Consider the following 23,555-nt stretch of genomic DNA (forward strand, 5'->3'; position numbering starts at 1 on the left):
ATGTACCGATGAAAAAATTGAAAGAGAACTTGGAATATTACGATGAGCTAATCAGAAAAATAGAAAAAAGCATAAAAGAGCTTGAGAAAGAGATAAAAGAATTGTCTAAGAAGAATTTTCAAGAGGAATACAAACTTTTAAAAAGTATACCTGGTGTAAGTGATAGGGTTATAGGAGTAGTAATATCAATATTTGGAGGATTTAAAAGATTTAAGAGTGTAAAGGAAGCAGCTAGTTTTGCTGGTTTAAATCCAAGTCCATATGAAAGTGGATCAAGTGTAAAGAAAAGTGGCAAGATAAAGAAAATGGGAAATCCATATGCAAGAAAGATACTATACATGGCAGCATTATCAGCAATAAGGTTTAACAAATACTGCAGAGAATTATACGAAAGGTTAGTAAGTAAAGGCAAGGCTAAAAAATTAGCATTAGTAGCTGTAGCACATAAGTTACTAAGGCAGGCATATGGTGTATTAAGGAATAGAAAACCATTTGATGAAAATTTGTGTACTTGACATTTAACATAGAACATCCTGAGGCCGTAAGTCCGAAGGATCTCTTTTTTAATTTCTATGAAATTACTAATTTTTTATCTCAAGGTATGCATTTAAACTACATTTTAACATTTCTATGCGATACCCTTCTAAGTAAAACATAAACAGGAACTATTAACCAATATAATAGATTGATAGGAGAAGTTCCTGCAGTCATAGAACATCCACCACCGCCACCACCACTTCCACTGCTTCCTCCACTACTGGAAGTCGAAGAAGGATTCGAAACAGTTATACTTGCTTCATTAGAATATAATGATTCTTCAGTGTTATAAACAGCTTTAACTCTATAGTAATAAGTTCCTGATGTTAAATTGTTATCTGTGTAGCTTGTTGCATTTACTCCCAACCTTGCTATAACAGTCCAATTAGAATTATCGGATTTTCTTTCAACTATATATCCTGTCTCTATGTTAGAGTTATCTTGCCAAGTTAATATAGCGTTATTGTTGTTTAATGCTAAAGCTAAACCTGTTGGTCTGATTGGTTTAAGTGGATTATTCAAAGCATTGTAAATATTTAGCCTTCCTGAAGATATTGTTTTACTTGATAAACTGTCAAACACATCTACAGATGAAACTATTCTTTCTCTTATTTCATAAATGGTAGGATTATTCAAGCAAGACATTAAAAGCGCTGCTGCTCCGCTTACAAATGGTGCTGCCATAGATGTTCCGCTTAATGATTTATAAGTACTTTGATTGTTAGTTTTATCAAAATATGTACTTATTATATTTGTTCCAGGCGCTAATAAATGGACTGAATTTTGTCCGTAACTACTAAAATAAGCAAGATTGTCATTTTGGTCTGAAGCACCAACAGATATTATATTTGGAAGATTAAAACTTGCCGGCCACAGAGGTGTTTTGTCATTATTACAGCCATAATTTCCGGCCGCAGCAACGAATAAAACTCCTCTATCTCCCGCAGATTTGATTGCATCATATAGTGCTTGACTTGGCGGAACGTAGCTGCAAGAGTCAGGATAGCCCAAACTTGAATTTATAATCTTAGCTCCATTTTTTACTGCGTAATCTATAGCTTTTATTAAATTAGCTACATCTCCACTTCCGGTTGAATCTAAAATTTTTACTGACATTAATTTTACATACCAATTGAGACCTGCTACTCCTACATTATTATTTGTTACAGCTCCAATGATTCCTGCAACATGGGTTCCATGTCCATCATCGTCCTGAGTGTTATTATTATTAGAAGCAAAGTTCCATCCATAACAGTCATCAACAAAACCGTTATTGTCGTTATCTATGCCATCATTACAATTAGTTTCTCCCGTATTTTTCCATATATGATCTTTTAAATCTGGATGGTTTAAGTCAATGCCTGAGTCTATAACTGCTACAATGGTATTATCACTTCCTTTGCATGCATCCCATACTTTATTTGCCAATACTTTAACAAGCCCCCATTGAGAAGGATAGTATGGGTCATTTGGTATTGTTTCTAACTTTTTAATTATATAGTTTGGCTCTGCATATTCAACATTTGGGTCGTTTTTATATTTTTTTAAAGCATCTTCAACTTTCATATTTGAAGGAAGTTTTATTACATGGATATTGAGAGTTTTACTGATTGCTTGACTTTTTAGTGTTTGATTAGAAGGATTGCTTTTAAACTTAACAATAATTTCTCCTTCTTTGTATAGAGCAGCGTAGGAATTTGAAAAAGCAACTAAAATAAGCAATAACGTGAGACGTAAAACTTGAGACGTGAGGCGTTGATAAGTTGATGCTTTTAATTTCATACAAGTTTCCTCAAAAAATACAGTTTCAAATTATTATATAGTAACATGAGAGTGCTGTAAAAATTCTCGTAAGCTTACCTTTTCGTGTCGTCCTGGGGACTTTGGTCCGAAGGATCTCTTTTTGATTTGAAAAGAAAAATTTGAAAAGAAAAACAGGAGATTCTTCGCCGGCTACAGAATAACGATATTGATTTTTGATTAGCTTCACAAATATAACATTTAATTATATGCTACAATATTTTCAAAAAAAATATCAAACTTTCAAAAGGAGGAAGGGTTATGAAAAGAATTGCTGTTTTAGGTGTGGGTTCTATCTTTTTGTTTGCAGGCAGTTCAAAAGCTGGGTTTTTAATTGATTTTGAAGCATCTGTTGGTGCAATCCAACAAAAACCAAGCGGCTATGTTTCTTATAAGCCAATTTCAGACACTGACAAAATTGATGTTAAAAATGATGCTCATCTTGGGAACAAAACAAAGCCTTGGGCAAAGTTTAAGTTTGAACATCCAATTCCTATAATACCTAATATCAAATTAGCTTATATGCCAATGAAGTTTGACGGAAGCGGAGTATTAACAAGAAATATAAACTGGGGTAATTATACGTACAAAGCAAATGCAGATTATAACTTATCGGTAAAGCTTGATAGAGTTGATACTACTTTATATTACAATTTACCATTTATAAACACAGCTACAGCTGGAAAGTTAGATGTTGAGCTTGGATTAAATGTAAGAACAATTATGTTTGATGGTAAATTAAACGGTACAGACAAAAATACAGGTCAAAAAGTTTCAGAGAGTAAATCTATAACATTGCCTATACCAATGGGTCATCTTGCAGCTGAGATAAAGCCGATTAATCAAGTTTCCTTGTTAGGAGAGTTTAATTATATTGGCTACAATAAAAATACATATTATGACTATACAGCAGGTTTAAGATTAAATTCACATGGACTAATATCAACTCCATTAAAGCCTTTTATAGAAGTTGGTTATAGATATGAAAAATTAAAGTTAGATGAAAAGGATGTAAAATCCGATTTGAAAATAAAAGGTGGATACGCGTTAGTCGGCGTAAGATTTTAAAATGATTGACAGATTAAAAGAGTTTATAAACAGTAAAGCAGGTTATTTAAGTCTGTTTTGGACTTTCAGCCTGCTTGCTGTTTTTTTTATGTATGACAACTATCAAAAAAAATCAAATCAAATTTACAATGAATATGAAAAACTCAAAGAGATAAAGTTTTTAACAAATAACATTCAAAAACGAACCATTGAAAGCAGCGAACAAAGTATAAGAAATTTTTTAGCTGAAATGGGTCTAAACGTTGAAAGTATTAATGTTAACAATGATACCTTTGAGATAACAATGAATAACGTAAGCATCAAAAAGCTGGTCGAGATAATTTATAAGCTTGAAGAAAATGGCTATATAATAAAAAATATCAAGGCAGTTGATAATACAGGAAGCAATAGAATGAAAGTTATTTTAAGCTTCAGTAGTAGTTAAAAATGATTTTTACAGGCGTTTATAAAAACAAAAAAATATCTATATTTAAAAAGCCATTTAGTAAAGAATGGTCTATCATTGAAAAGGAAGGCAAAAACAAAATCTATGTAATACCAGCTGAAAATCTGATTTTTTTCTATGAGAAAACAAACATTCGTAAAGTCTCAGAGCTTAGAGAATATTATAAATTTGTCTTAGAAGAAAAGTATGGAAATATAACCTTTGACGTTCATTTAGAAGATGATACTGCTTATGTTTTAGCATACAAAAATTTTGATGTAAAAGATTTTTACGCTCTTGATGGAGAGATTTTTTCTCTTCTTAGAGTTTATAATCTTCTATCAGAAGATGATGGCTACTGTATAAATTTTGAAAAAGAAAAATTAACCTTTGTTTCTGTAAAAAATAAAAACATAGACGCTTACAGAGTTATACTGGAAAAGGACGCTGATATTGTCAACAATCCGGACTGGCTAAAAGAAAATCTTCCGGAGCTTGAAAATAAGCCTGTCTTGATAGTTGGAGACAGTGGAAATATAAATAAATTGAAAGAACTTTTTAAAGATTATAGATTAATAGAGAATCACTACTGTTCAAATGATTTAGCTGTCGCATTTGGTGGGGCTTTAAAAGGTATTTTAAAAGACCATAGACTATCTTTCAGAAAAACAACCCTTAGCGAAGAGGATAAAATAAGACTTAAAAATCTGTTCTTAATAAGCATTGCATCTTATCTTGTTAGCTACTTTCTTATAGAAAAGGTTTCAGAAAATAAGTTAAAAGAGATAAAAAATTTACAAAGACAAGAATTTAGAAAAGCTTTTCCGGATGTGCCGGTAGTTTCTCCTTACATGCAGATAAAAAGCATGGTTAAACTTGGGTCTAATTTTGATTTATCTAAAAAATTAGCTGAAATAAACCTGCCAAAGGATGCAAAAATTTATTTAATAGAATTTTATGATGGGAAATTGATTATGAAAGGGGAATCAAGTCAGCCACCGGAAAATACAAAAAGTGTAAAAAAACTACCTAACGGAAATTTTGAGTTTGAAATAGAGGTTAAATAATGGATATTCTTAAAGAATACAAGCTTATTGTAGAGGAAGAAAATGAACATTATATAAAGCTGATAGTTCCAAACAACTACAATCCTTTTGTTATTGAAGAGATTAGGTTTAGAACAGGGAAAAATGTAATCATAAAAAAAATTCCACAGGAAGAATTTTCCAAACTACTGCAAGAAAAATTATCAGAAAGTGAAATACTTATAGAAGAAAGCAGCGAAGAAGTTAAGACAGCGCAAGATATTTTAATAGCAGAAGATGAAAGTCCTATAATCAATCTTGTTAACTCTGTTTTGATTAAGGCAAGCACATTAAAAGCTTCAGATATTCACTTTGAACCATACGAAGATGTGGCTTTGGTTAAGTTAAGAATGGACGGCATTCTTCATGAATATCTGAAAATACCTGTAAGCACGTATAATTCGGTTGTTACGAGAATAAAAGTAATGGCAAATTTGAACATTGCAGAGAGAAGAGTTCCGCAAGATGGAAGGATTGGCGTAAAGATAGGCGGAAAAGATTTAGATGTTAGGGTTTCTATACTTCCAACTGTTTTTGGTGAAAGAGTAGTTTTAAGACTTCTTGATAAATCTGGCTTTTTACTAACATTAGAAGACATAGGTTTGTCAGAAGAAAATTTAGAAAAATTAAGAAGACTTTTAAAAAAGCCTTATGGAATGGTTATAGTAACTGGACCAACCGGAGCAGGTAAAAGTACTACCTTATACGCTTCTTTACTGTATATAAAAGACCCAAGAAAAAACATAATTACAATTGAAGACCCGGTAGAGTATCAGATAAAAGGTATAAATCAAATCCAAGTAAATCCAAAAGTAGGGTTAACGTTTGCAAACGGTTTAAGGTCAATTCTTAGACAGGACCCGGATATTATTCTCGTTGGAGAAATAAGAGATACAGAAACGGCAGATATTGCAGTTCATGCAGCGCTTACAGGACACTTTGTCTTAACAACATTGCATACAAACGATGCCATCTCTTCAATCGCAAGGCTGATAGATATGGGAATAGAGCCATTTTTACTCGGAAGCTCCTTAGAAGGATTGATTGCTCAAAGACTTGTTAGAAAAATCTGTGAAAATTGCAAAACTCCATATACTCCAACAGATGCAGAAATCTTAGAGCTAAAATTAAATCCAAATGAAAATTATACATTCTATAAAGGCGTTGGCTGTGAAAACTGCCTTGGTACAGGTTACAAAGGGAGGATTGCTATATTTGAAGTTCTTGAAATCGACCAAGAATTAAAAACGATGATAAGTAAAAATGAAAATCAATTTGAGATTTATAAAAAGGCAAGAGAAAAGGGTTTTAAAACTATGTTTGAAGATGGTATAGTTAAAATATTAAAAGGTATTACTACACCGCAGGAAGTTTTAGCGGTAATTAAGCAGTAGGAGAGTTAAGAATGAAGAAAATTTTAACGATTTTAATAATTTTTGTTTTTACAACAAGCAGTTTTTCTGCTTCGGATAAGAAAATAATATTAAACTTTAAAGATGCTCCAATATCTGATGTTGCAGACTTTATGTCTAAAATAACAGGTAAAAACATTATTGTTTCTGAAGATGTAAAAGGAAATTTAAACTTAGTATCCTCTAAACCTGTAAGCGTAAATGAAGCTTGGGACATATTTACCTTAGCTTTAGCCTTAAACAACCTTACTGTAATATCAGATAAAAATTATGTCAAAATTGTTCCGGCAGATAAAAATATACCTGTTGGAAGATTTTCAAAAGCCCAAGCCTCTGGCGAGATGGAGCTTTACATATACTATCCTGAGAATATTACAGCCACAGACCTATTAAATACAATAAGACCATTTTTATCTCAAGTTGCAAAAACATCTATAAATGGACAGTCTAACGCACTTCTTATTTACGATTATAAAGGAAATATCGATAAAGTAAAAAGCATCATTAAATCTTTAGACTCTAAGGAGAAGGCTGGAGATATTTATGTGTATAAATTAAAGTATGCCCAAGCAGAAGAGCTCTACAAAGCTTTAATACCTTTGATGCAGATGATACAAAAAACAAACCCACAATTTACAATGACAGCGGATAAGAGCAGCAACTCTATTGTTATTTTTGCTTCAAAATCAGTATACAACACGATAAAAGACATGTTAGATAATCTTGATTCTGAAAGGGTCATCACAGAAGGAAGAAGTTTTTATATCATACCGTTGAAGTTTACAACAGTTATGGAAATCAGCAGAAGTTTATCTCAGCTTTTAACAGGTAGTACAGTTCCGATAAACGAACCTTCAGCACAACAGATACAGCAAAATCAGCTACAATCTAACCCAAATCAGCCATTCACAGGACAGATAGGACAGGATAGATCATCTCAGTTTAATCAGCCATTGGGACAAACAAATCAACCGTTTCCTGCACAATCAACGATGCCGACAACTCAAACATCTACATCAGTCCAAGCTTTACCTTCAATCGTCACAAAAGAGGGTATAAAAGTTGGGTTTGATGTGGGGACAAACTCCGTTATTGTGTATGCAAATAAAAATGAGTACGAAGGAATTAAAAGGCTCGTAGAGATTTTAGATGTTAGAAGAAAGCAGGTTTTAATAACAACTTCTATCGTTGAAGTTTCTGCAAAAAAACTTTTTGAGCTTGGCGTTAACTGGCAAGCCTTAGGAACTAAAGGAGGGGCTGCGTTTAGAGGTCTAACTCAAGATGGGATATACCAAGCTTTCTCCTCGGGTAATTTTTTAATGGGTGTGTTTACAAATTCAGGTAAGACTGTATCCGTCGGTGGTACAAGCGTATTTTTGCCTGACCTTGCCTTGCTTTTTTCACTTCTTGAATCTGGAAGCGGTTTTAATATAATTTCTAATCCAAAAGTGTTGACGTTAGACAATCAATTAGCAGAAATAAAGGTTGGAAACGTCATTCCATTTGCAAGCGGTGTAAGATTTGATATAAACGGACAGCCAATCATTACATACGATTATAGAGAAGTTGGTCTTGATTTAAAAGCTATTCCAAGGATTTCTTCAGAAAACACTCTTAGATTGAGCTTAAATTTAATTTTACAAGAAGTGACAGATTACATTAGACCATCTGTTGGAAACCTATCTTATGCCGTGCCGGTAACATCAAACAGGTCTTTAAATTCTGATGTTGTAGTTGAAAACGGTCAAGTAATTGTCATAGGCGGATTGGTTAGCAACAAAACAATAAAAGCTATAAACGGTATTCCGGGGTTAAAAGATATTCCTATAGTTGGCAACCTGTTTAAGTATCAATCAGAATCGGATGATAAAACTACTTTATTTATATTCTTAACGCCTTATATAATTTCATCTCCGGAGGAGCTTACAAAAATAACAGAAGAACACAGAAAGCTATCAGAAGAGATTAATAAGATGCTAAAAGGTGAGAAAGTGAATAAGTGAAAGGCAAAAGGGCGGAGATTCTTCGCTGTAGCTTAAGAGTGACAGAATAGGGCTATAAAAAAGAGATTCTGAGCTAAATTATAAAATGGCAAGAAAGTTTAAGGAGACTAAATGACACTAAACAAAGGGCTTATTAGCTTAATAATAGGTTTTATTTTGCTACTGCTTACAATCTTATTTATACCTAAGTATATGATTTTTAGCAAACTTGCATCAGATAATAATATTTTCTTTTACAGTCAGTCAGTTAGAGAAACACCTTTTTCTATACAGTTTAAAAATCTAAATCTGTTTTATGCAGATAAAAAAGTTCTCTCTGATGTAAATGCAACCTTGAAATTAATACCTTTAAGTCTTAATTTAGATTGTAAAGGAAAGCCGGCAACGTTTAAGGTTGGGTTATCAAAAACATACCAGATGGATTTTAAAGATTTTTCTTGTTTGGAAGGTGTTAGTAAAATCAGCGGTAGCTTAAAAGTATCCGATGGGTTTTTTGGAAGGCTAAAGCTTGAAAATATTAATGCAAACGGAACAAAGCTTGAGTTTTTAGAGATAGATTTTAAAGATAAAGTATTTGATTTTAAAGGCTCTTTTAATGGGATAGCTTTTACTGGCAACGGTCAAGTATCTTTTAACAAAGATAATCCTTTAATGTCAAAGATTAATGGCAAAGCTTCGGCTTCATCCTTTAATTTTGTTTTATCCGGCAGTTTATTAGACCTAAAATATAACTTCCAATGATTATAATCGTTGTTTTGATGGCTTTTTTGACGATGTCTTTTTATGTGATAGATAGTTATCAGTCAAGCATTTCTACAAACAGCTACGTTCAATCTGTTTATGGAAAGGTTCAGGCTTTATACATAGCAGATGCAGGTTTTAATCTGGCTAAATACATTCTTGATAATGATGACCAAAGCATTGATTCTCTACAGGATAAATGGACGCTTCCTTTTAATTACTCACAAAATAATGTTAAAGTTAGCATATCAATCTATGATGAAAACAGATATATAAATCTAAACCTTGCCGGCGATCCGGGTTATGGGAAAATTGTTGACAATCTGTTTAAAAATTTGATGATATCTCCTGAGAAAGAAAGAAATCTGCTTGTATGGATAGGAAGGCAAGAAGGAACGCTTCAAACAGGCTATCCTGTCAAAAAAGCTCATATGGATAGCCTATATGAGCTTATACTGATTGGCTTTAAAGATGAAGATTTAAATGGTAAGTTGGTTGAAAAGGACTTTTATCCAGGATTGATAGAAACTTCTACCGTTTACACAAACGGAAAGATAAACATCAACACAGCTCCTTTGTGGGTTTTAAAGTCTCTTGATGAAAGGATAGACGACAATTTAGCTCAAAAAATCATTGAGAAAAGGAGTAAAGAACCTTTTAAACAAGTAAAAGATTTGATTTTGGTAGATGGTTTTACGTTTGATATGCTTTATAAGATACAAAATTATATAGATGTTAAGTCTGATATTTTTCATGTAGTTGTAAATGTAGGCGTTGGAAGTACTGAGTTGAAAGTTGATTATGTGTATGACAGAGTTGGGAAAAGAATTATTTATAAGGAAATTTTGTAAAGAAGGCAAGTAGGCGAGAGACTAAAAGGCGGAAGATTCTTTTCTCTGTAGCTCAAAGTAACAAAATTAGCGGCTTATTATCTATCAGAGAAATAAAAGACTAACATAATTTTAGATTTTCTCAAAATATACAAAACTATTGCAAAAAAAATTTTTTGATTTATTTTTTATTATAAAGGTATGATTTTAGTCATAATTTAAAAGTAAAACAGGTTAGTTAAGAAATGAAAGGAATGCGAGATTCTTTACTCGGTTACAGAATGATGAGATGGAGAGATTTGTCATCTTGAAGACGCAAGTCTGAAGGTTTATTTTTTCAAAAAATATCCTTCGTTGCAGCTTCAAAATGACCTTTTCTAACTCCTCTTCTCATCCTGAAACCCAACACTAAAGAATCTCTTTATGTATTTAAATAATTGGAAGGATAAATTAATCTTTGGAGGTGATATCATAAAGCTAAAAGGTTTTTGTTAGCAGCAGAAATTGCTTCTTATGTTCTTATCCCCTCATGTGGCAGAGAGGCGAAGGAAAAAGAGACATTATGGGAAGAGATGTTAAACCAATTTTAACAGTAAAAGGAGGAAGAATCATGATGAAAGGAGGAAAAATCATGAAAGGAAGTATCAAGTCAATCTTGGCAGTATTGGCAAGTATCTTTTTGGCAATGTCGCTATTTAGTTGTGGTGGAGGTGGCGGCGGAGGAACATTCGCAGGCGGAGGGATTACTACATCAACTCTTTCAGGAACTGCAGCAACAGGAAAACCTTTGGCTTCAGTCGTTGTGTATTTAAAAGATAGTAAAGGCAAAGAAATTTCTACAACCACAGACGCAAGCGGTAAATTCTCTTTTGACACAACAGGTTTAACTCCACCATTTTATTTAAAGACGCAAAATCCAACAAGCCAAGAACTTCTCTTTTCTTACACAGACCAAAAATCTGGGACTGCTAACATTACACCTCTTTCTACAGCAGTTGTAGCAGTTGCAAATAACGGGAATGCAGATATATATACCAACCCCCCTTCTCAGTTGAATTTAGACAATGCAAGAAACTCACTTAAAAATCTTCTCAGCCCCGTTTTACAGAAATACGGAGTTCAAAATGCGGACTTTATCACAACACCTTTTGATGCAAACGGGTAGGGAATGGATGCGGTTATAGATAGAGTAAAAATATCTATAAATAAAGACCAGATTACTAACAACACTATTATAGAGATTAAAGATTCAACTACCAATGAAACAATTGCTACAGGAAAAATTTCTAACGGTAAAGCAAACCCGTCCCATAGATATTTTGCTTATATAAAAGATGATTATGGTTCTCCAGAATACGGTCCAATAATGGTAGATGTAGTTGAGGGTGATAACGGTCAAATATCAGCAACAATGACAGCTATAGAAGGAGACACAGGCGATTTACTCCTTATTTCTGGAAATGGCACAAAGAGCGGTAATAGCATAAGTTTTACAGCCTCTGTTATTATGTGTAGCGATACAAACGAAAATGGCACAGGAACTGCAGAATTTACTGGGACAATAGACGCTAACGGAAACATAACAGGAACATTCACAAATACCTTGTCCGCAGGTGATACCTGTAGGGAGAATAAAAGTAACATCTATAAAGGAACATGGAGAGCAGAAGATGTAACAAATGCATCACCTGCTAATGTTGCGGGTACATACGATGTAGACTCAGTAGCTACATTACAAATCGCTCAAAATGGTATCAGTATAAATGTATCAATAACTGATATTAATGGTACATTTACACGCTCAGGTCAAGGAATTGTTTATGGAAATTATGTAATGTTTAAAGTACCGATAATTATGTGCCACGATACAGATCCAAATGCGCAAGCAGAGTATGCAACATTCTTTGGTAAATTTGATAGCAAAACTAACACAATATCAGGTATTTATGGTGATGGTATTCCTCCTGGAGATTCTTGTAGGGAAGGATCTGCTGAGGGCTTCTGGAGAGCTACAAAAAGATAATATAAATAGTATAAACGTGGGGATTTCTCCCCCACGTGCTTTAAAATTACGCTCCAGTAAGCCTTATGACGAATTTCTAAAACTTTTGAATTTATCTGTTTATATTAAGTTTCCTATCTGTACAAGCTAAAAGAAACATGGGAAAATATTATAAAAGAAAGCTTTTAAAACAAGTAAAAGAATTAGATGATGTTATGGAAAAACATCCAGAAATAATCTTTAGATTACAAGTTGTAGAATTTGCTTTAGAACACTGTAGTAAAACTTGCAGTTGAAGCTTTTGGTGTATCAAAATCTACCATATACAGATGGATTAAAAATTATAAAAGCAGTAATAACAATCCTTTATCTTTAAAAAATCGTTATGTATCAAAAAAAGATGCTGCAATATATGCTATGGTATAACACAGAAAGACCTCATCATAGTTTAAACAAAAAATCACCTTTACAATGCTTTTGTAATATTATGAATTCAAGAAAATCGGAATTTTCCCAAACTGGTATGACTTATACAAAACACTACTCTTTTCTCCTGTAATAATCATATTTTAGATTTCTAAACCATATTTTGGCTTCCTCTTCTGTATCAAATGGTTTAGATTTTAAAGGTGTAGGATGGTTTGTATAAAATAGCCATATGTATTTACCATCTTCATAAATTAATTTGACTGCAGAAACGTTTTCCATCATTACATAATAATTATCGTCAATTTCCTGAAACATCTTAACCCTCATTTTCCATTACTTTTAGCTCTTTATGTTTTTTAATAAACCATCTTATTGATGATATAGCTATAATCGTTAATGTTATAGAACCTGAAATAAGCTTTGCAGTTGTGATATCCATATCAAAGATTCTAAACAAACTAAACCATATAAAAACATATGCTAAATAAGAACCATAGAGTAAAAGAGCTATAGATAAAGATTCCCAAATTATTTTCCCGACCATAAAAATCTCCTATCTTGAAATTTTATTCTTTGTAATATATTTTAACCTATTTAAAAATATGGAGGTAAGAGTGTCTCAAAATTCCCGTAAGCTTACCTTTCCGTGTCAGCCTACTGCAGAATGACGATATTGGTTTCTGCAAGCAGTCTTATATGGAGGTTTTGAATGTTTTTAACAATTTTTTTCAGTATATACGGATTTATACATCTTTACTTTATTAAAAAGTTAAAGTTGGCCTTTAATATAAAGTCTAAATTTTTATATTTAATTTTTATACTGACCTTATCTCCTGCATTTTATAAGTATTATGATAAACTTGGATATGACAACTACTATGTGTCTCTCGTTATTCTGCTTTGGATGGGCTTTATTATGCTTTTTTTCTTGTATTATCTTTTTATAGACATTTATCATTTTATTTTAAAAATTTCGGAAAAGATATTAAAACATAATCCACTTCCTCACATTAGCAGTTTTAAAGGTTTTATATTTATTACTGTTTTAACATTATCTTCAATGGCTTATGGATATTATGAAACTTTGAATTTAAGAGTTTACAAGTTTAAGATTTATTCAGATAAGATTAAAAGAGATGTTAAAATTCTTCATATTTCTGACCTGCATCTGAATCAAGTCATGAGAGAGGATAAAATAAATCTTGTTCTTGATGTTTATAATAAAGAAAAGCCGGATATTGTAATCTCAACCGGTGATTTGGTAGATGGTTATGTTGTTAATAAAGAAAGCTATATAAACCTGTTAAATCAGATAAATCCACCCCTTGGAAAGTATGCTATTCTTGGAAATCATGAATATTATAATGATGTAAACCAAGCAATAGAATTTACCAAAAAAGCCGGGTTTAAGGTTTTGAGAGATGAAATATTTTCTATTCAAGATTTAGCTTTTGTTGGAGTTGACGATGAAGAGGCTGAAAGGTTTAAAGTAAGAAAATTGGTGCCAGAAAAAGAGTTATTCAAAAGCGTTGATGGTTCTAAATTCATTATCTTTTTAAAACATCAGCCAAAGCTTGATAATGATTTGATCGGTAAATTTGACCTGATGCTTGCGGGTCATACTCATGGAGGCGTTCTTTGGCCTGTAAAATTTATTTTGAGAAAGATTTTTATAACAGATGCAGGATTTTTAAAGATTAATAATAGTTATATCTTTGTAAGTAGAGGAATAGGAACAGGTGGACCACCAATTAGGATTAGATGTCCTCCGGATATGGCTATTTTTTACATTAAAAGCTCCTCCAGATGAAATTATCCACCCGGAGGAGAGGAGGTTAGTATCATGAGAAAAGTATTAAATATTATAAATCAGTCTTCAAATGTAAAGTAAACTTTTTCTGATTTAATAAAGATAAACTCGTCTTTTTCTGGATTGTATGCAGTTAGTTTGTTTCCAAGACATGCACCTGTGTCAATGCCATAGCAGAGATTATTTATATAAGGTTCATCAAAAACTACATGTCCGTAAACAATTTTAGGTGAGTTTTCGTCGACTTTTCTGTCTTTTGTCCAATCTTTTCTCTCCGGAAATCCTTTTTCTGTGTATTTTCCTGTTGTTTCTCCGTATAAAACAAAGCTTTTTACTTGTTTATCAGCCCTTCCTATAAACTCATCTTTTATTCCTGCATGCGCAACTACTACGTTATTATTAACAACTATGTAAAGTGGTAATGCCTCGTAATATGAAATTATTTTTTCTCTAAGCTCTTCTTGAAGGTTTTTGTTTAAGGCTAAAAATTCCGATACTGTTTTTTGCATTCCGTAGGATATGTTTACATTGTTTCCTTTTAGCCATCTGACAAATTTATTAAGATGATTACTTTTCACTTCATAGTATTCTTTTTGATAATAAAGCTCTATTGTATAAAGTAACGTTTTTAAATTGTAATCTCCCCTATCTATTGTATCTCCAACGGAAATGATAATTAAATCTTCCCCGTATTTTTCTTTCGCTACACCTATTAAGCTTTTAAACTCGTTATAACAGCCGTGTATATCTCCTACTACTATATATGGTTTTTTAAGTTGTAAATTTAAATAATATTCCATGCTTACAAATTAAGTCCTTCGTAAACTTTGTCTATATTGTATCTCATCATATTTAAGTAATCTCCTGTCTCACCCATAGAGTCAAGAAAAATTATTTTTACTCCTGATTGAGATATGACAATATTGGCAGTCTTTGGATTGAAAAACTGCTTTGACGTAAAAATTGCTTTTACATTATATTTTTTGATTTTTTGAATTACTTCTATCAGATGTTTTGGTGATGGCTCTCTTCCATGACCCATTTCTATCTCTGCAAGATAGATAAGATTAAATCTTTTTACAAAGTAAGGAAATTCATAGTGATAAGATACAAAGTATTTATTTTTAACTGATGAAAGCTTTGTTCTTCCATAGTTTAAAATTTCATTTACTTTTTTTTCAAATTCTAAATAGTTTGATTTATAAAATTGTGAATTTTGTTTATCTTTAGATGTCAAAAAATCCATAACTGCTTTGGCTATTACTTTTGCATTTTCTGGGTCTAACCATACTGCCGGATGGATTTCATCATGGTCTTCTTCTTTTAAAAGAAATATTCCTTTAAGATTTGTTATCTGCATTAATTTTTCTTTTTTAAGATTTTTAGTAAGACTTGATATATTTGGCTCTCCATAACCTATAAATAGAAATAAATCGCTCTCATATACTTTTTTTATATCCATCGGCTTGTATTCGTAGGTATGAAAGTTTACGTTTGAAGGGATTATATAAGCCACATTTACTTTATCTTTCCCAACTTCTTTTGCTATATCTGCCAAAGGTTTTATAGTGGTTGTGATTTTAACTTCTGCAAATGAAAAACCAAAAAGCAATAAAACTGCTAAAATTATTTTTTTCAATGCTTTAACCTCAACTTTTCTTTTAGATCTTCTGCTGATTTTAATAGCCTATGTGATATTTCCGGTGTAAGGGTCATGTATTGATTTAAAGATTTAAAAGTATTTGGAAGTGTTTTGAAGTTAATCAATGCTTTTTCTCTGATTTCTTTTAAAGATGGAAGGTTTCTTACAAGCTCACCCTTCTCTATATAAAGTTTGAGCATTTTAACAGAGTCATCAAAATGTTCATCAAAATGACCTACGATATCTTTAGAGATAGTGCCATTTTTGTAGATTCTAAAAAGCTGTTTTTTGAAAGGTAATGTCATTTTCTTTCTGCTTAACTTGATTTTTGGCTTTCTTTCATACTCTACCAATTTATAAGCACAATCTAAATATGGTAAATCTGCACTTGTTACAAGCTCTGTTCCAACACCAAAACCATCAATTGGAGCTTTTTTATCCTGAATCAACTCTTTTATCTTATATTCGTTTATGCCACCGCTGACAAAAATAATTGCATCTCTAAAACCGTTTGCATCAAGAAGCTTTCTTGCTTCTCTTGATAAAGTTGCTACATCTCCGCTGTCTAACCTAATACCCTTTATTCTAATGCCAAGCTTTTTGGCTACTTTTATAGCGTTCTTTACACCTTCTAAGCTGTCGTATGTATCTACTAAAAAAATCGTGTTTTCTGGATAAACCGATGCAAAATTTTCAAATGCTTTTTCTTCTGTATCATGAGCCATTATGAAAGAGTGTGCCATTGTTCCATAGATTGGAATTCCGAAAGCTTTGCCTGCTAAAACGTTCGATGTTCCTACAAAACCGCCAATATAGCTACTTCTTGATGCTATCATTCCCGCATCTGTGCCATGAGCTCTTCTTAGTCCAAAATCTACAAGTATAGCTTTTTCAGCAACACTGTAGCATCTTAGGGCTTTTGTTGCTACAAGGATTGAGATTTGAAGCGTGTTTATTAAAAATGTCTCAATAATCTGGGCTTCTATTAATGGAGCTTCTACTTGGACTATGGGTTCATTGGCAAAAACTATCTCTCCTTCATCTATGGCGTATAAATTTCCTGTAAATTTAAAATTTCTAAGGTATTCTAAAAACTCTTCTGAAAACCTGCCTGTTTGTCTTAAAAAATTTATATCTTCTTCTGTAAATTTTAAATTTAATAGATAATCTATTAAAAGCTCAAGCCCTGCGTTTAAAAAATAGTTTCTTTTGTTTGTTGGTCTGATAAAAAAATTAAAAACGGCATTTCCATTCATTTTTTTATTAAAATAGACCTGTGCCATTGTAAGCTCATACAGGTCTGTCAAAAGAGACATATTGTCTTTATTTACAAATCTATCTACTATCATTTTTGCTCTTTTTGTGATAAATATTTGGCTAAAGTGTCGCTAAGCTGAGTAATGCTTCCCGCTCCAAGGGTTAGTATTACATCACCTTTTTGAATAGTATTTTTTAACAGATTTTCAGCCTCTTCTAAATTTGCTACATAATGGACATTCTTTCCATACTTTTTGATTTTCTCTGCCAATTTTTCCCCTGAAACATTTTCAATTGGATTTTCACCTGCTGAGTAAACTTCTGTTATGATAGTAATATCCGGAACATCAAAAGCTTTCGCAAATTCTTCAAATAAGGCATTTAATCTTGAATATCTATGAGGTTGAAATACTGCTATTATTCTTCTGTCTTTAAAATAATCTCTTGCTGCTGACAATGTTGCTTTTAGTTCTGTTGGATGGTGTGCGTAATCATCAATGACAACGATATCGTTAGAGTACTTTATTTCAAATCTTCTTTTTGCATTTTTAAAGTTTTCTAAGCTTTCTTTTATAACGCAAAAAGGAACGCTAAGCTCATTACATATTGCTATTGTAGCAAGAGCATTATAAACATTATGAATGCCTGGAACTGAAAGATATATCTCTCCAAAATCATTGACTTTAAATTTGTATCTACCGTTTTCTAATCTTAGGTCATAAGCTCTAATATCTGCATCTTCTGACAATCCAAACTTTATAACTTTTCTTTCTATGTAAGGCAAAATACTTTTTACGTTTTCGTCATCTACGTTAACAGCTGCTGCTCCATAGAACGGAACTTTATTTGCAAAGGCTACAAAAGCTTTTTTAATGTCTTCTAAATCTTTATAAAATCCTATATGCTCTAAATCTATATTGTTTATAGAAACAATGGTCGGAGTTAATTTTAAAAAAGAGCCATCGCTTTCATCTGATTCTGCAACTAAAAACTCTCCTCTTCCAAGCTTTGCATTACTGCCGTATGCTTCCAACTTACCACCAATCACAACCGTTGGGTCAAATCCGGTTTTTCCAAGAACGGTTCCTACCATGGATGTTGTTGTTGTTTTTCCATGACTTCCGGCAATGGCTATTCCATATTTGAACCTCATTAATTCAGCAAGCATCTCTCCTCTTGGTATTGTCGGAATTCCAAGCTGTTTTGCCTTTATCATTTCTGGATTATCCGGCTTTACAGCTGATGAGTATACTACAACATCCGCATCTTTAACATTTTCTTCACTATGTCCTATAAATATTTTTGCTCCAAGATTTCTCAATCTTTCAATCGTTGGAGACTCTTTTAAATCTGAACCTGTTATTGTGTATCCTTGGTTTAGCAATAATTCAGCTATGCCGTTCATTCCAGAACCGCCAATTCCGATAAAATGGATTTTTCTAACCTTACCTCTAAACACCTTTTCCTCCGTCTATAATTTCTTTTACTACTTCTGCATCATCAAAATGCAAAATTTTATCGCCTATTATCTGATAATTCTCATGTCCTTTCCCTGCTATTAAAATTATATCTTTTTCTTTTGCCAAACTGATAGCCTTTTCTATTGCTTGCTTTCTGTCTACAATAGTTATAACTTTATCTTTATCTTTAATTCCGGCTAAGATATCTTCTATTATACTTAATGGGTCTTCATTTCTTGGATTATCAGATGTAAGAATTACAATATCAGAAAGTCTTTCTGCCGTCTCTCCCATCAACGGTCTTTTTGTCTTGTCTCTGTTGCCACCTGCTCCAAATACTGTTATGATTCTATTTTCTTTGATTTCATTTAACGATTTTAGAATGTTTTCAAGTGCATCCGGTGTATGGGCATAATCTATGACCACAATAAAACCTTGTCCTTCTATTACTTCAAACCTTCCTTTAATCGGCTTTAGATGTAATGCTTTTTCTTCTAAGAATTTTAAATCAAAACCATCTTTTATAAGAAAAGAAACGGCAGCAGATAGATTATAAATATTAAAAACACCTCTTAATTTTGTTTTGATTTTGCTTAATGTATCTTTATATTTATAGCTAAATTCAGTCTCAAAAAGTGAAAGTCTATAATCAAGAATCTTAAAATCTTCAGATGTTTTTCCGTATGTAATGATTTTATTATCGTTGACTTTTAAATGGTTTTTTAGAAAATCTAAGATTTTTCCTCCATACTCATCATCTACATTTATGCTGTAAATTGCTTCTTTATTGAATTCATCAATCTGCTCAAAAACTCTTCTCTTTGCTAAAAAGTAGTTTTCCATTGTTTGGTGATAATCAAGATGGTCTTGTGTTAGATTTGTAAAGATTCCACCATGAAACTTTGTTGAATAAACTCTGTACTGGTCTGCCGCATGGGAAGAAACTTCTGCCACTACTACATTTGCACCTTTATCTTTCATAACTTTAAGTGTTTTAAACCATTCTACCGGGTCGGGCGTTGTATGTCCTGAAGATAATATCTCATCTCCAATTCTGTAATTTATTGTCCCGATTACACCAACTTTATATCCAGCCATTTCATAATACTGGGAAAGTAAATTTGATGTTGTAGTTTTTCCATTTGTTCCAGTAATTGCTATCACTTTCAACTTTTCAGATGGATTATCATAAAACTTGTTTGAAGCTAAAGCTAAAGACTTTCTGCCGTTATCTGTCAAAACAATTGTTATGTTTTTCTCTTTTAAACTTTCAATATACCTTTCATCTTCTATAAAAATTACAGATGCACCATTTTTTATAGCTTCGTCAATAAAGTTATGACCATCTACCGATGTGCCTTTAATGGCAAAAAATGCGTAATTATTCTCGACTTTTTTGCTGTTATTTGTAATTCCTTCTACAACTGTCTTTTGATTTCCATAAATTATTTTTTCATCTGTTAATATTTCTTTTAGTAATTTCATCAATGCTCCTTAAGGATAACAATTAAGGTTAGATATAAAGCATTTTTTCAATTGTTAATCTTACACTTTCACCTAAAGCGTTTAGATTATACCCACCTTCAAGCATAAAGACATAAGGAACATCTGCTGACTTTAAAATATTTTCTACTATCGTTCCAATTCCCTCTGTTGATACTTCTAAGTAAGCTAACGGGTCATCTTGATGTAAGTCATAGCCAGCAGAAACAAGAATTATGTCTGGATTAAAAGACTTTACAAGCTCTGGCAGGGTTTGACTGTAAATTTCTATATAGACTTCATCACCTGTGCCGGCGGGCAGTGGAACGTTATAAGTGTATCCGTAGCCTTTTCCAACTCCTTTTTCATTTTTTGAACCGGTTCCCGGATAAAAGGGATATTCATGGGCTGAAAAGTAAAACACAGTGTCATCATCGTAGAAAGCTTTTTGTGTACCGTTTCCATGGTGGGCATCAAAATCTATTATAAAAACTTTATTAAAGCCTTTTTGCTGTGCATATCTTGCTGTTATAGCAATATTATTAAAGATACAAAATCCCATTGCTTTATCTTTTTCTGCATGATGACCTGGTGGTCTTACAGCACAAAATGCCCTTTCTATATTTCCGTTAATTATATTATCAATTGCTTCAAGACCTGCACCTACTGCCATCACAGCAGCTTCATACGAATACTCTCCAACGTGTGTATCCGGGTCTAAATATCCACCACCGGCAGCGCAAAAATCCATTATTTCTTGTGGATAGTAAGTATCATGTATCAACGTTATTTCCTTAGCCGATGCTCTTCTTGGCTTTAGATGGATTAATTTGTCCTTTATAGGTTCTAAATATTTATTTATGTAAATAAGTCTTTCCGGAGATTCTGGATGACCTATTCCGGAGTCATGTTCTAAATATATATCATCGTAAAAATAACCGACTTTCTTCACGATACTACCCCACAAATTGAATAATGATAAAATTATACAATACTTAGGCATATTTTATTAACTCTAAGGGAGAAAAAATGGAAAATATAAAAATAGTTGATAATAGGGTGTTAAAAAATGCTTTAACAAATTTAAGAGATAAAAATTTAAAATCTTCTCAAGTTAGAAAACAGATAGAGATAATAGCAAAGATTTTATTAATAGAAGCTTTAAAGAATGAAAATCCTATATACACAGAAGTAAGAAACACCCCTTGCTAAGGGTACATTTGAAGCGTTAGAAGAAGATAGATACGTTATTGTACCGATATTAAGAGCCGGTTTGCCGATGTTGAATGGATGCTTAGAAGTTTTACCGGAGGCAAAAGCCGGATTTTTAGCAATAAAAAGAGATGAAGAAACATTAAAAAGCACATTATTTTACGAAAGACTTCCTAATTTAAACGGTAAAACTGTGATAATAGTCGACCCAATGGTTGCAACAGGTGGTTCCTTAGAGTACGCAATAAGTGTGATTAAAAAACATAGTCCGGAGAAAATTATTTCATTAAATATAGTTGCATCTCCGGAAGGAATCGGAAATGTAAGTAAATTTGAAGATGTTTTATTTTACATAGGTCAGATTGATAAAGGATTAAACGACAAAGGTTATATAATCCCTGGTATTGGCGATGCTGGAGATAGGGCTTTTAATACATGAAATGCAAGATGTTAAGCGTAAGAGTTGAAATTGGTTTGTTGTTTGCTGATAAAAGTTATTCAACTATGCCATTCTGCAATTACAGCGAGGAATTTCCGCCTTTTGCCTCTCACTTATTCACTTTCTCACCATCTCTGAAAAAGAAGATCCTTTAGCTTTGAAGTCTTAGAATGAAGGATAATAGTATTAATACATCGTTCCAAAACCACACGAAAAATCTCAATAATTCTATTTTAAATCTATTATGCTTGTTTCCATTTTTTACCTTAATACATTACCAAAAAGCTTTTTTGGTGTTAATCTAATTTTAGATTCTTCAAGTATTTTTAAGTATTTTTCTATGTTTATTGGCTTTGGATTTGTAAGATAGATTTCAAGCGGCATAGCTTTTATATATTTATCAAGGATATAAATGATATTAACACTTTCACCCGGATTTAGATTAAAGCCTTCTTTTAGCAAAGTTCCGGCTACTTCTGATAAATCTGTCCTTTTTTGATATGAATTTGGATCCTTAGAGACTTTCTTTTTTATTATTAAGTCTTTTAATGAAAAATCTCCTTCCAATAATTTTTGTTTGTGTTTGTCGAATATCTCATCTATATCTTTTATTAACTTTAAGAATTCTGTTTTGTTTTTTGCTTTGCTTAAATGCTCAAAAACTTCTAATTGAAAATTTTTAATAAATTCTGGAACATCCTTTCTTCTTAAATCTATTCCTCTAAATTTAAACTCACCATTGCTAAACTTTCCAAAATAACGGTTAGAAACACCAACAGAATCGGATTTTGAAGGCAAAAAAACTATCCAATCATAAACACCTTCCAGTAAAATCTTAAATGGTATTCCGTCAGGATTCACCGGAATAAATTTTTCGTTGATTCTTTTATTCAAATATTCTTCCATCTTTTTATAATCATCTATCGTATAACCATGTTTGTAAACCCAGATAGAATCGGTAAGAATATGAATTACTCTAAAGCCTTTTGCTTCTAAAATCTCTTTTACAAAAGTAATAAGCTGTCTTCCGATTGATGTTGTTGCTTCGTGAGATTCTATTCTTCCAAAAACTGCGTTTTTATATCCAAGATAACCAAAGCTAACTACCAAAAGCCATTTTAAAGCTTTTTGTCTATTATCATAAATCTGATTTTTTTCTTTTTTAAGTAATTGCTTATATTTAAGCCTTCTTTCAAGAAGCCATTTTAATGTTTGTGGAACAATGCCTATCTTTTTTGTGCAGATTCTATAATTTGTATAAGGTAAGGTTTTTTTACATTCTGGATGTTTACAGTTAATAGTTTCATAAGACAGATTATAATTTGTTATGATAGATGGATACATAGAGAAAAAATCGTATTCTGCTACATTTTCAAATAATTCTACCAAAGGTTTTAATGTTAAACCACCTTTATCTATCTTTATTAGCTGTTCAAGAGTTTTAAAATCTTCCGGCTGGTTTTTTTTGTACGGTATGAGAAAATTATTTTCATAAGCATTTCTCATTTCCATATAAGTAATTGGCGTTCCAATGGTTGTTCTTGCTACTGCTTGCATTCCTAAGGAAGATATTCTTGATAGTTCAATTATTCCATCTAAGCCTACTTCTTTATAAAAGAATGAGTTTTTGGGGTCTATATGTATTCTTCCAAGAAGTAAGCTCATGTCCGCAGTGTAAACAGTTTGACCATAAGATACAAAGCTTTTACCTTCTTTTTTTATTACTGGTAAATTATCTCTGTTTAAAAATTTTAGTCCTTTTTCAAAAAGATTTGGTATTAATATATCATCTCCATAATACGTCGGGTGAGAAATTACCTCCATAGTTTACTTTTTCTAAAAAAGCTATAACCAATAGCATATGCATATAGATAAGCAACAAAAGTCTTAACCTTTCTCCATCTACTTATAAGATTGAAATT

Annotated in this window: 24 protein-coding genes and 1 pseudogene; 15 read left to right on the forward strand and 10 right to left on the reverse strand. The window is 32.1% G+C overall.

The window, feature by feature from the left end:
* Positions 1–515, forward strand: a 515-nt coding sequence (locus Q0929_RS05560) for a transposase (protein WP_299238713.1), incomplete at its 5' end; no start/stop codon positions are given.
* A gap of 97 nt (positions 516–612) precedes the next feature.
* On the opposite strand, the gene Q0929_RS05565 is transcribed toward Q0929_RS05560, so the two are convergent.
* On the reverse strand, positions 613–2,319 hold the full coding sequence (locus Q0929_RS05565; protein ID WP_299238715.1) for a S8 family serine peptidase: 1,707 nt from the start codon (positions 2,317–2,319) through the stop codon (positions 613–615).
* Between the two features lie 279 nt (positions 2,320–2,598).
* On the opposite strand from Q0929_RS05565, the gene Q0929_RS05570 reads away from it, so the two are divergent.
* The 11 genes and pseudogenes from Q0929_RS05570 to Q0929_RS05620 all read left to right on the forward strand — a co-directional run.
* Positions 2,599–3,405, forward strand: a complete 807-nt coding sequence (locus tag Q0929_RS05570) for a TIGR04219 family outer membrane beta-barrel protein (RefSeq protein ID WP_299238717.1) — start codon at positions 2,599–2,601, stop codon at positions 3,403–3,405.
* Position 3,406: 1 nt separating this feature from the next.
* A complete protein-coding gene (locus Q0929_RS05575; protein ID WP_299238719.1) occupies positions 3,407–3,829 on the forward strand; it encodes a hypothetical protein in 423 nt (140 codons plus the stop codon).
* Between the two features lie 2 nt (positions 3,830–3,831).
* Complete coding sequence (locus Q0929_RS05580; protein ID WP_299238721.1) at positions 3,832–4,896, forward strand: hypothetical protein; 1,065 nt, start codon at positions 3,832–3,834, stop codon at positions 4,894–4,896.
* Entirely contained in the window at positions 4,896–6,308 is a 1,413-nt protein-coding gene (locus Q0929_RS05585; protein ID WP_299238723.1) for a GspE/PulE family protein, read from the forward strand. The genes Q0929_RS05580 and Q0929_RS05585 overlap by 1 nt, the downstream gene beginning before the upstream one ends.
* Before the next feature lie 11 nt (positions 6,309–6,319).
* Positions 6,320–8,329, forward strand: coding sequence for a type II secretion system secretin GspD (gene gspD, locus Q0929_RS05590; protein ID WP_299238725.1), 2,010 nt, complete (start codon positions 6,320–6,322; stop codon positions 8,327–8,329).
* A 111-nt stretch (positions 8,330–8,440) separates the two neighbouring features.
* Positions 8,441–9,070 carry a hypothetical protein gene (locus Q0929_RS05595; protein WP_299238727.1) on the forward strand — a complete coding sequence of 210 codons (630 nt, stop codon included), beginning with the start codon at positions 8,441–8,443 and terminating at the stop codon, positions 9,068–9,070.
* Entirely contained in the window at positions 9,067–9,921 is an 855-nt protein-coding gene (locus tag Q0929_RS05600) for a type II secretion system protein GspK (RefSeq protein ID WP_299238729.1), read from the forward strand. The genes Q0929_RS05595 and Q0929_RS05600 overlap by 4 nt, the downstream gene beginning before the upstream one ends.
* 589 nt (positions 9,922–10,510) lie before the next feature.
* Positions 10,511–11,065, forward strand: coding sequence for a carboxypeptidase-like regulatory domain-containing protein (locus Q0929_RS05605; RefSeq protein WP_299238731.1), 555 nt, complete (start codon positions 10,511–10,513; stop codon positions 11,063–11,065).
* A 3-nt stretch (positions 11,066–11,068) separates the two neighbouring features.
* Positions 11,069–11,923 carry a hypothetical protein gene (locus tag Q0929_RS05610; protein ID WP_299238733.1) on the forward strand — a complete coding sequence of 285 codons (855 nt, stop codon included), beginning with the start codon at positions 11,069–11,071 and terminating at the stop codon, positions 11,921–11,923.
* A 137-nt stretch (positions 11,924–12,060) separates the two neighbouring features.
* Complete coding sequence (locus Q0929_RS05615) at positions 12,061–12,198, forward strand: hypothetical protein (protein ID WP_299238327.1); 138 nt, start codon at positions 12,061–12,063, stop codon at positions 12,196–12,198.
* Positions 12,199–12,216: 18 nt separating this feature from the next.
* Positions 12,217–12,328 (forward strand): annotated as a pseudogene (locus tag Q0929_RS05620) (hypothetical protein); the annotation flags it as partial.
* A 114-nt stretch (positions 12,329–12,442) separates the two neighbouring features.
* Here the strand turns inward: Q0929_RS05620 and Q0929_RS05625 are convergent.
* Both Q0929_RS05625 and Q0929_RS05630 read right to left on the reverse strand, forming a co-directional pair.
* A complete protein-coding gene (locus Q0929_RS05625) occupies positions 12,443–12,646 on the reverse strand; it encodes a hypothetical protein (RefSeq protein WP_299238735.1) in 204 nt (67 codons plus the stop codon).
* A gap of 1 nt (position 12,647) precedes the next feature.
* Positions 12,648–12,875: a hypothetical protein gene (locus Q0929_RS05630; RefSeq protein ID WP_299238737.1), complete on the reverse strand. Its 228-nt coding sequence runs from the start codon at positions 12,873–12,875 to the stop codon at positions 12,648–12,650.
* A gap of 165 nt (positions 12,876–13,040) precedes the next feature.
* Between Q0929_RS05630 and Q0929_RS05635 the strand changes: the two genes are divergently transcribed.
* Positions 13,041–14,141 (forward strand): metallophosphoesterase, encoded by a 1,101-nt coding sequence (locus tag Q0929_RS05635; RefSeq protein ID WP_299238739.1) that lies wholly within the window; start codon positions 13,041–13,043, stop codon positions 14,139–14,141.
* Positions 14,142–14,200: 59 nt separating this feature from the next.
* On the opposite strand, the gene Q0929_RS05640 is transcribed toward Q0929_RS05635, so the two are convergent.
* From Q0929_RS05640 to Q0929_RS05665, 6 genes are read right to left on the reverse strand one after another with little or no spacing between them, the layout of a single operon-like run.
* Positions 14,201–14,941 (reverse strand): metallophosphoesterase, encoded by a 741-nt coding sequence (locus Q0929_RS05640; RefSeq protein ID WP_299238741.1) that lies wholly within the window; start codon positions 14,939–14,941, stop codon positions 14,201–14,203.
* Positions 14,942–14,943: 2 nt separating this feature from the next.
* Complete coding sequence (locus tag Q0929_RS05645; RefSeq protein ID WP_299238743.1) at positions 14,944–15,780, reverse strand: metal ABC transporter substrate-binding protein; 837 nt, start codon at positions 15,778–15,780, stop codon at positions 14,944–14,946.
* Entirely contained in the window at positions 15,777–17,132 is a 1,356-nt protein-coding gene (locus Q0929_RS05650) for a nicotinate phosphoribosyltransferase (RefSeq protein WP_299238745.1), read from the reverse strand. Before Q0929_RS05650 ends, Q0929_RS05645 begins: the two co-directional genes overlap by 4 nt.
* Positions 17,129–18,499, reverse strand: coding sequence for a UDP-N-acetylmuramate--L-alanine ligase (murC, locus tag Q0929_RS05655; RefSeq protein ID WP_299238747.1), 1,371 nt, complete (start codon positions 18,497–18,499; stop codon positions 17,129–17,131). The genes Q0929_RS05650 and murC overlap by 4 nt, the downstream gene beginning before the upstream one ends.
* Positions 18,492–19,985, reverse strand: a complete 1,494-nt coding sequence (locus Q0929_RS05660) for a UDP-N-acetylmuramoyl-L-alanyl-D-glutamate--2,6-diaminopimelate ligase (RefSeq protein ID WP_299238749.1) — start codon at positions 19,983–19,985, stop codon at positions 18,492–18,494. Before Q0929_RS05660 ends, murC begins: the two co-directional genes overlap by 8 nt.
* Before the next feature lie 28 nt (positions 19,986–20,013).
* Positions 20,014–20,934 carry a histone deacetylase gene (locus Q0929_RS05665; protein WP_299238751.1) on the reverse strand — a complete coding sequence of 307 codons (921 nt, stop codon included), beginning with the start codon at positions 20,932–20,934 and terminating at the stop codon, positions 20,014–20,016.
* A gap of 77 nt (positions 20,935–21,011) precedes the next feature.
* On the opposite strand from Q0929_RS05665, the gene Q0929_RS05670 reads away from it, so the two are divergent.
* Both Q0929_RS05670 and upp read left to right on the forward strand, forming a co-directional pair.
* Positions 21,012–21,194, forward strand: a complete 183-nt coding sequence (locus tag Q0929_RS05670) for a hypothetical protein (RefSeq protein WP_299238753.1) — start codon at positions 21,012–21,014, stop codon at positions 21,192–21,194.
* Positions 21,195–21,231: 37 nt separating this feature from the next.
* A complete protein-coding gene (upp, locus tag Q0929_RS05675; protein WP_299238757.1) occupies positions 21,232–21,633 on the forward strand; it encodes a uracil phosphoribosyltransferase in 402 nt (133 codons plus the stop codon).
* A 261-nt stretch (positions 21,634–21,894) separates the two neighbouring features.
* Here upp and Q0929_RS05680 read toward each other — a convergent pair whose 3' ends face one another.
* Complete coding sequence (locus Q0929_RS05680) at positions 21,895–23,457, reverse strand: DNA polymerase domain-containing protein (RefSeq protein WP_299238755.1); 1,563 nt, start codon at positions 23,455–23,457, stop codon at positions 21,895–21,897.
* Positions 23,458–23,555 lie beyond the last annotated feature (98 nt).

Origin of the sequence: Sulfurihydrogenibium sp. (assembly GCF_028276765.1) — a bacterium.
GTDB lineage: Bacteria > Aquificota > Aquificia > Aquificales > Hydrogenothermaceae > Sulfurihydrogenibium.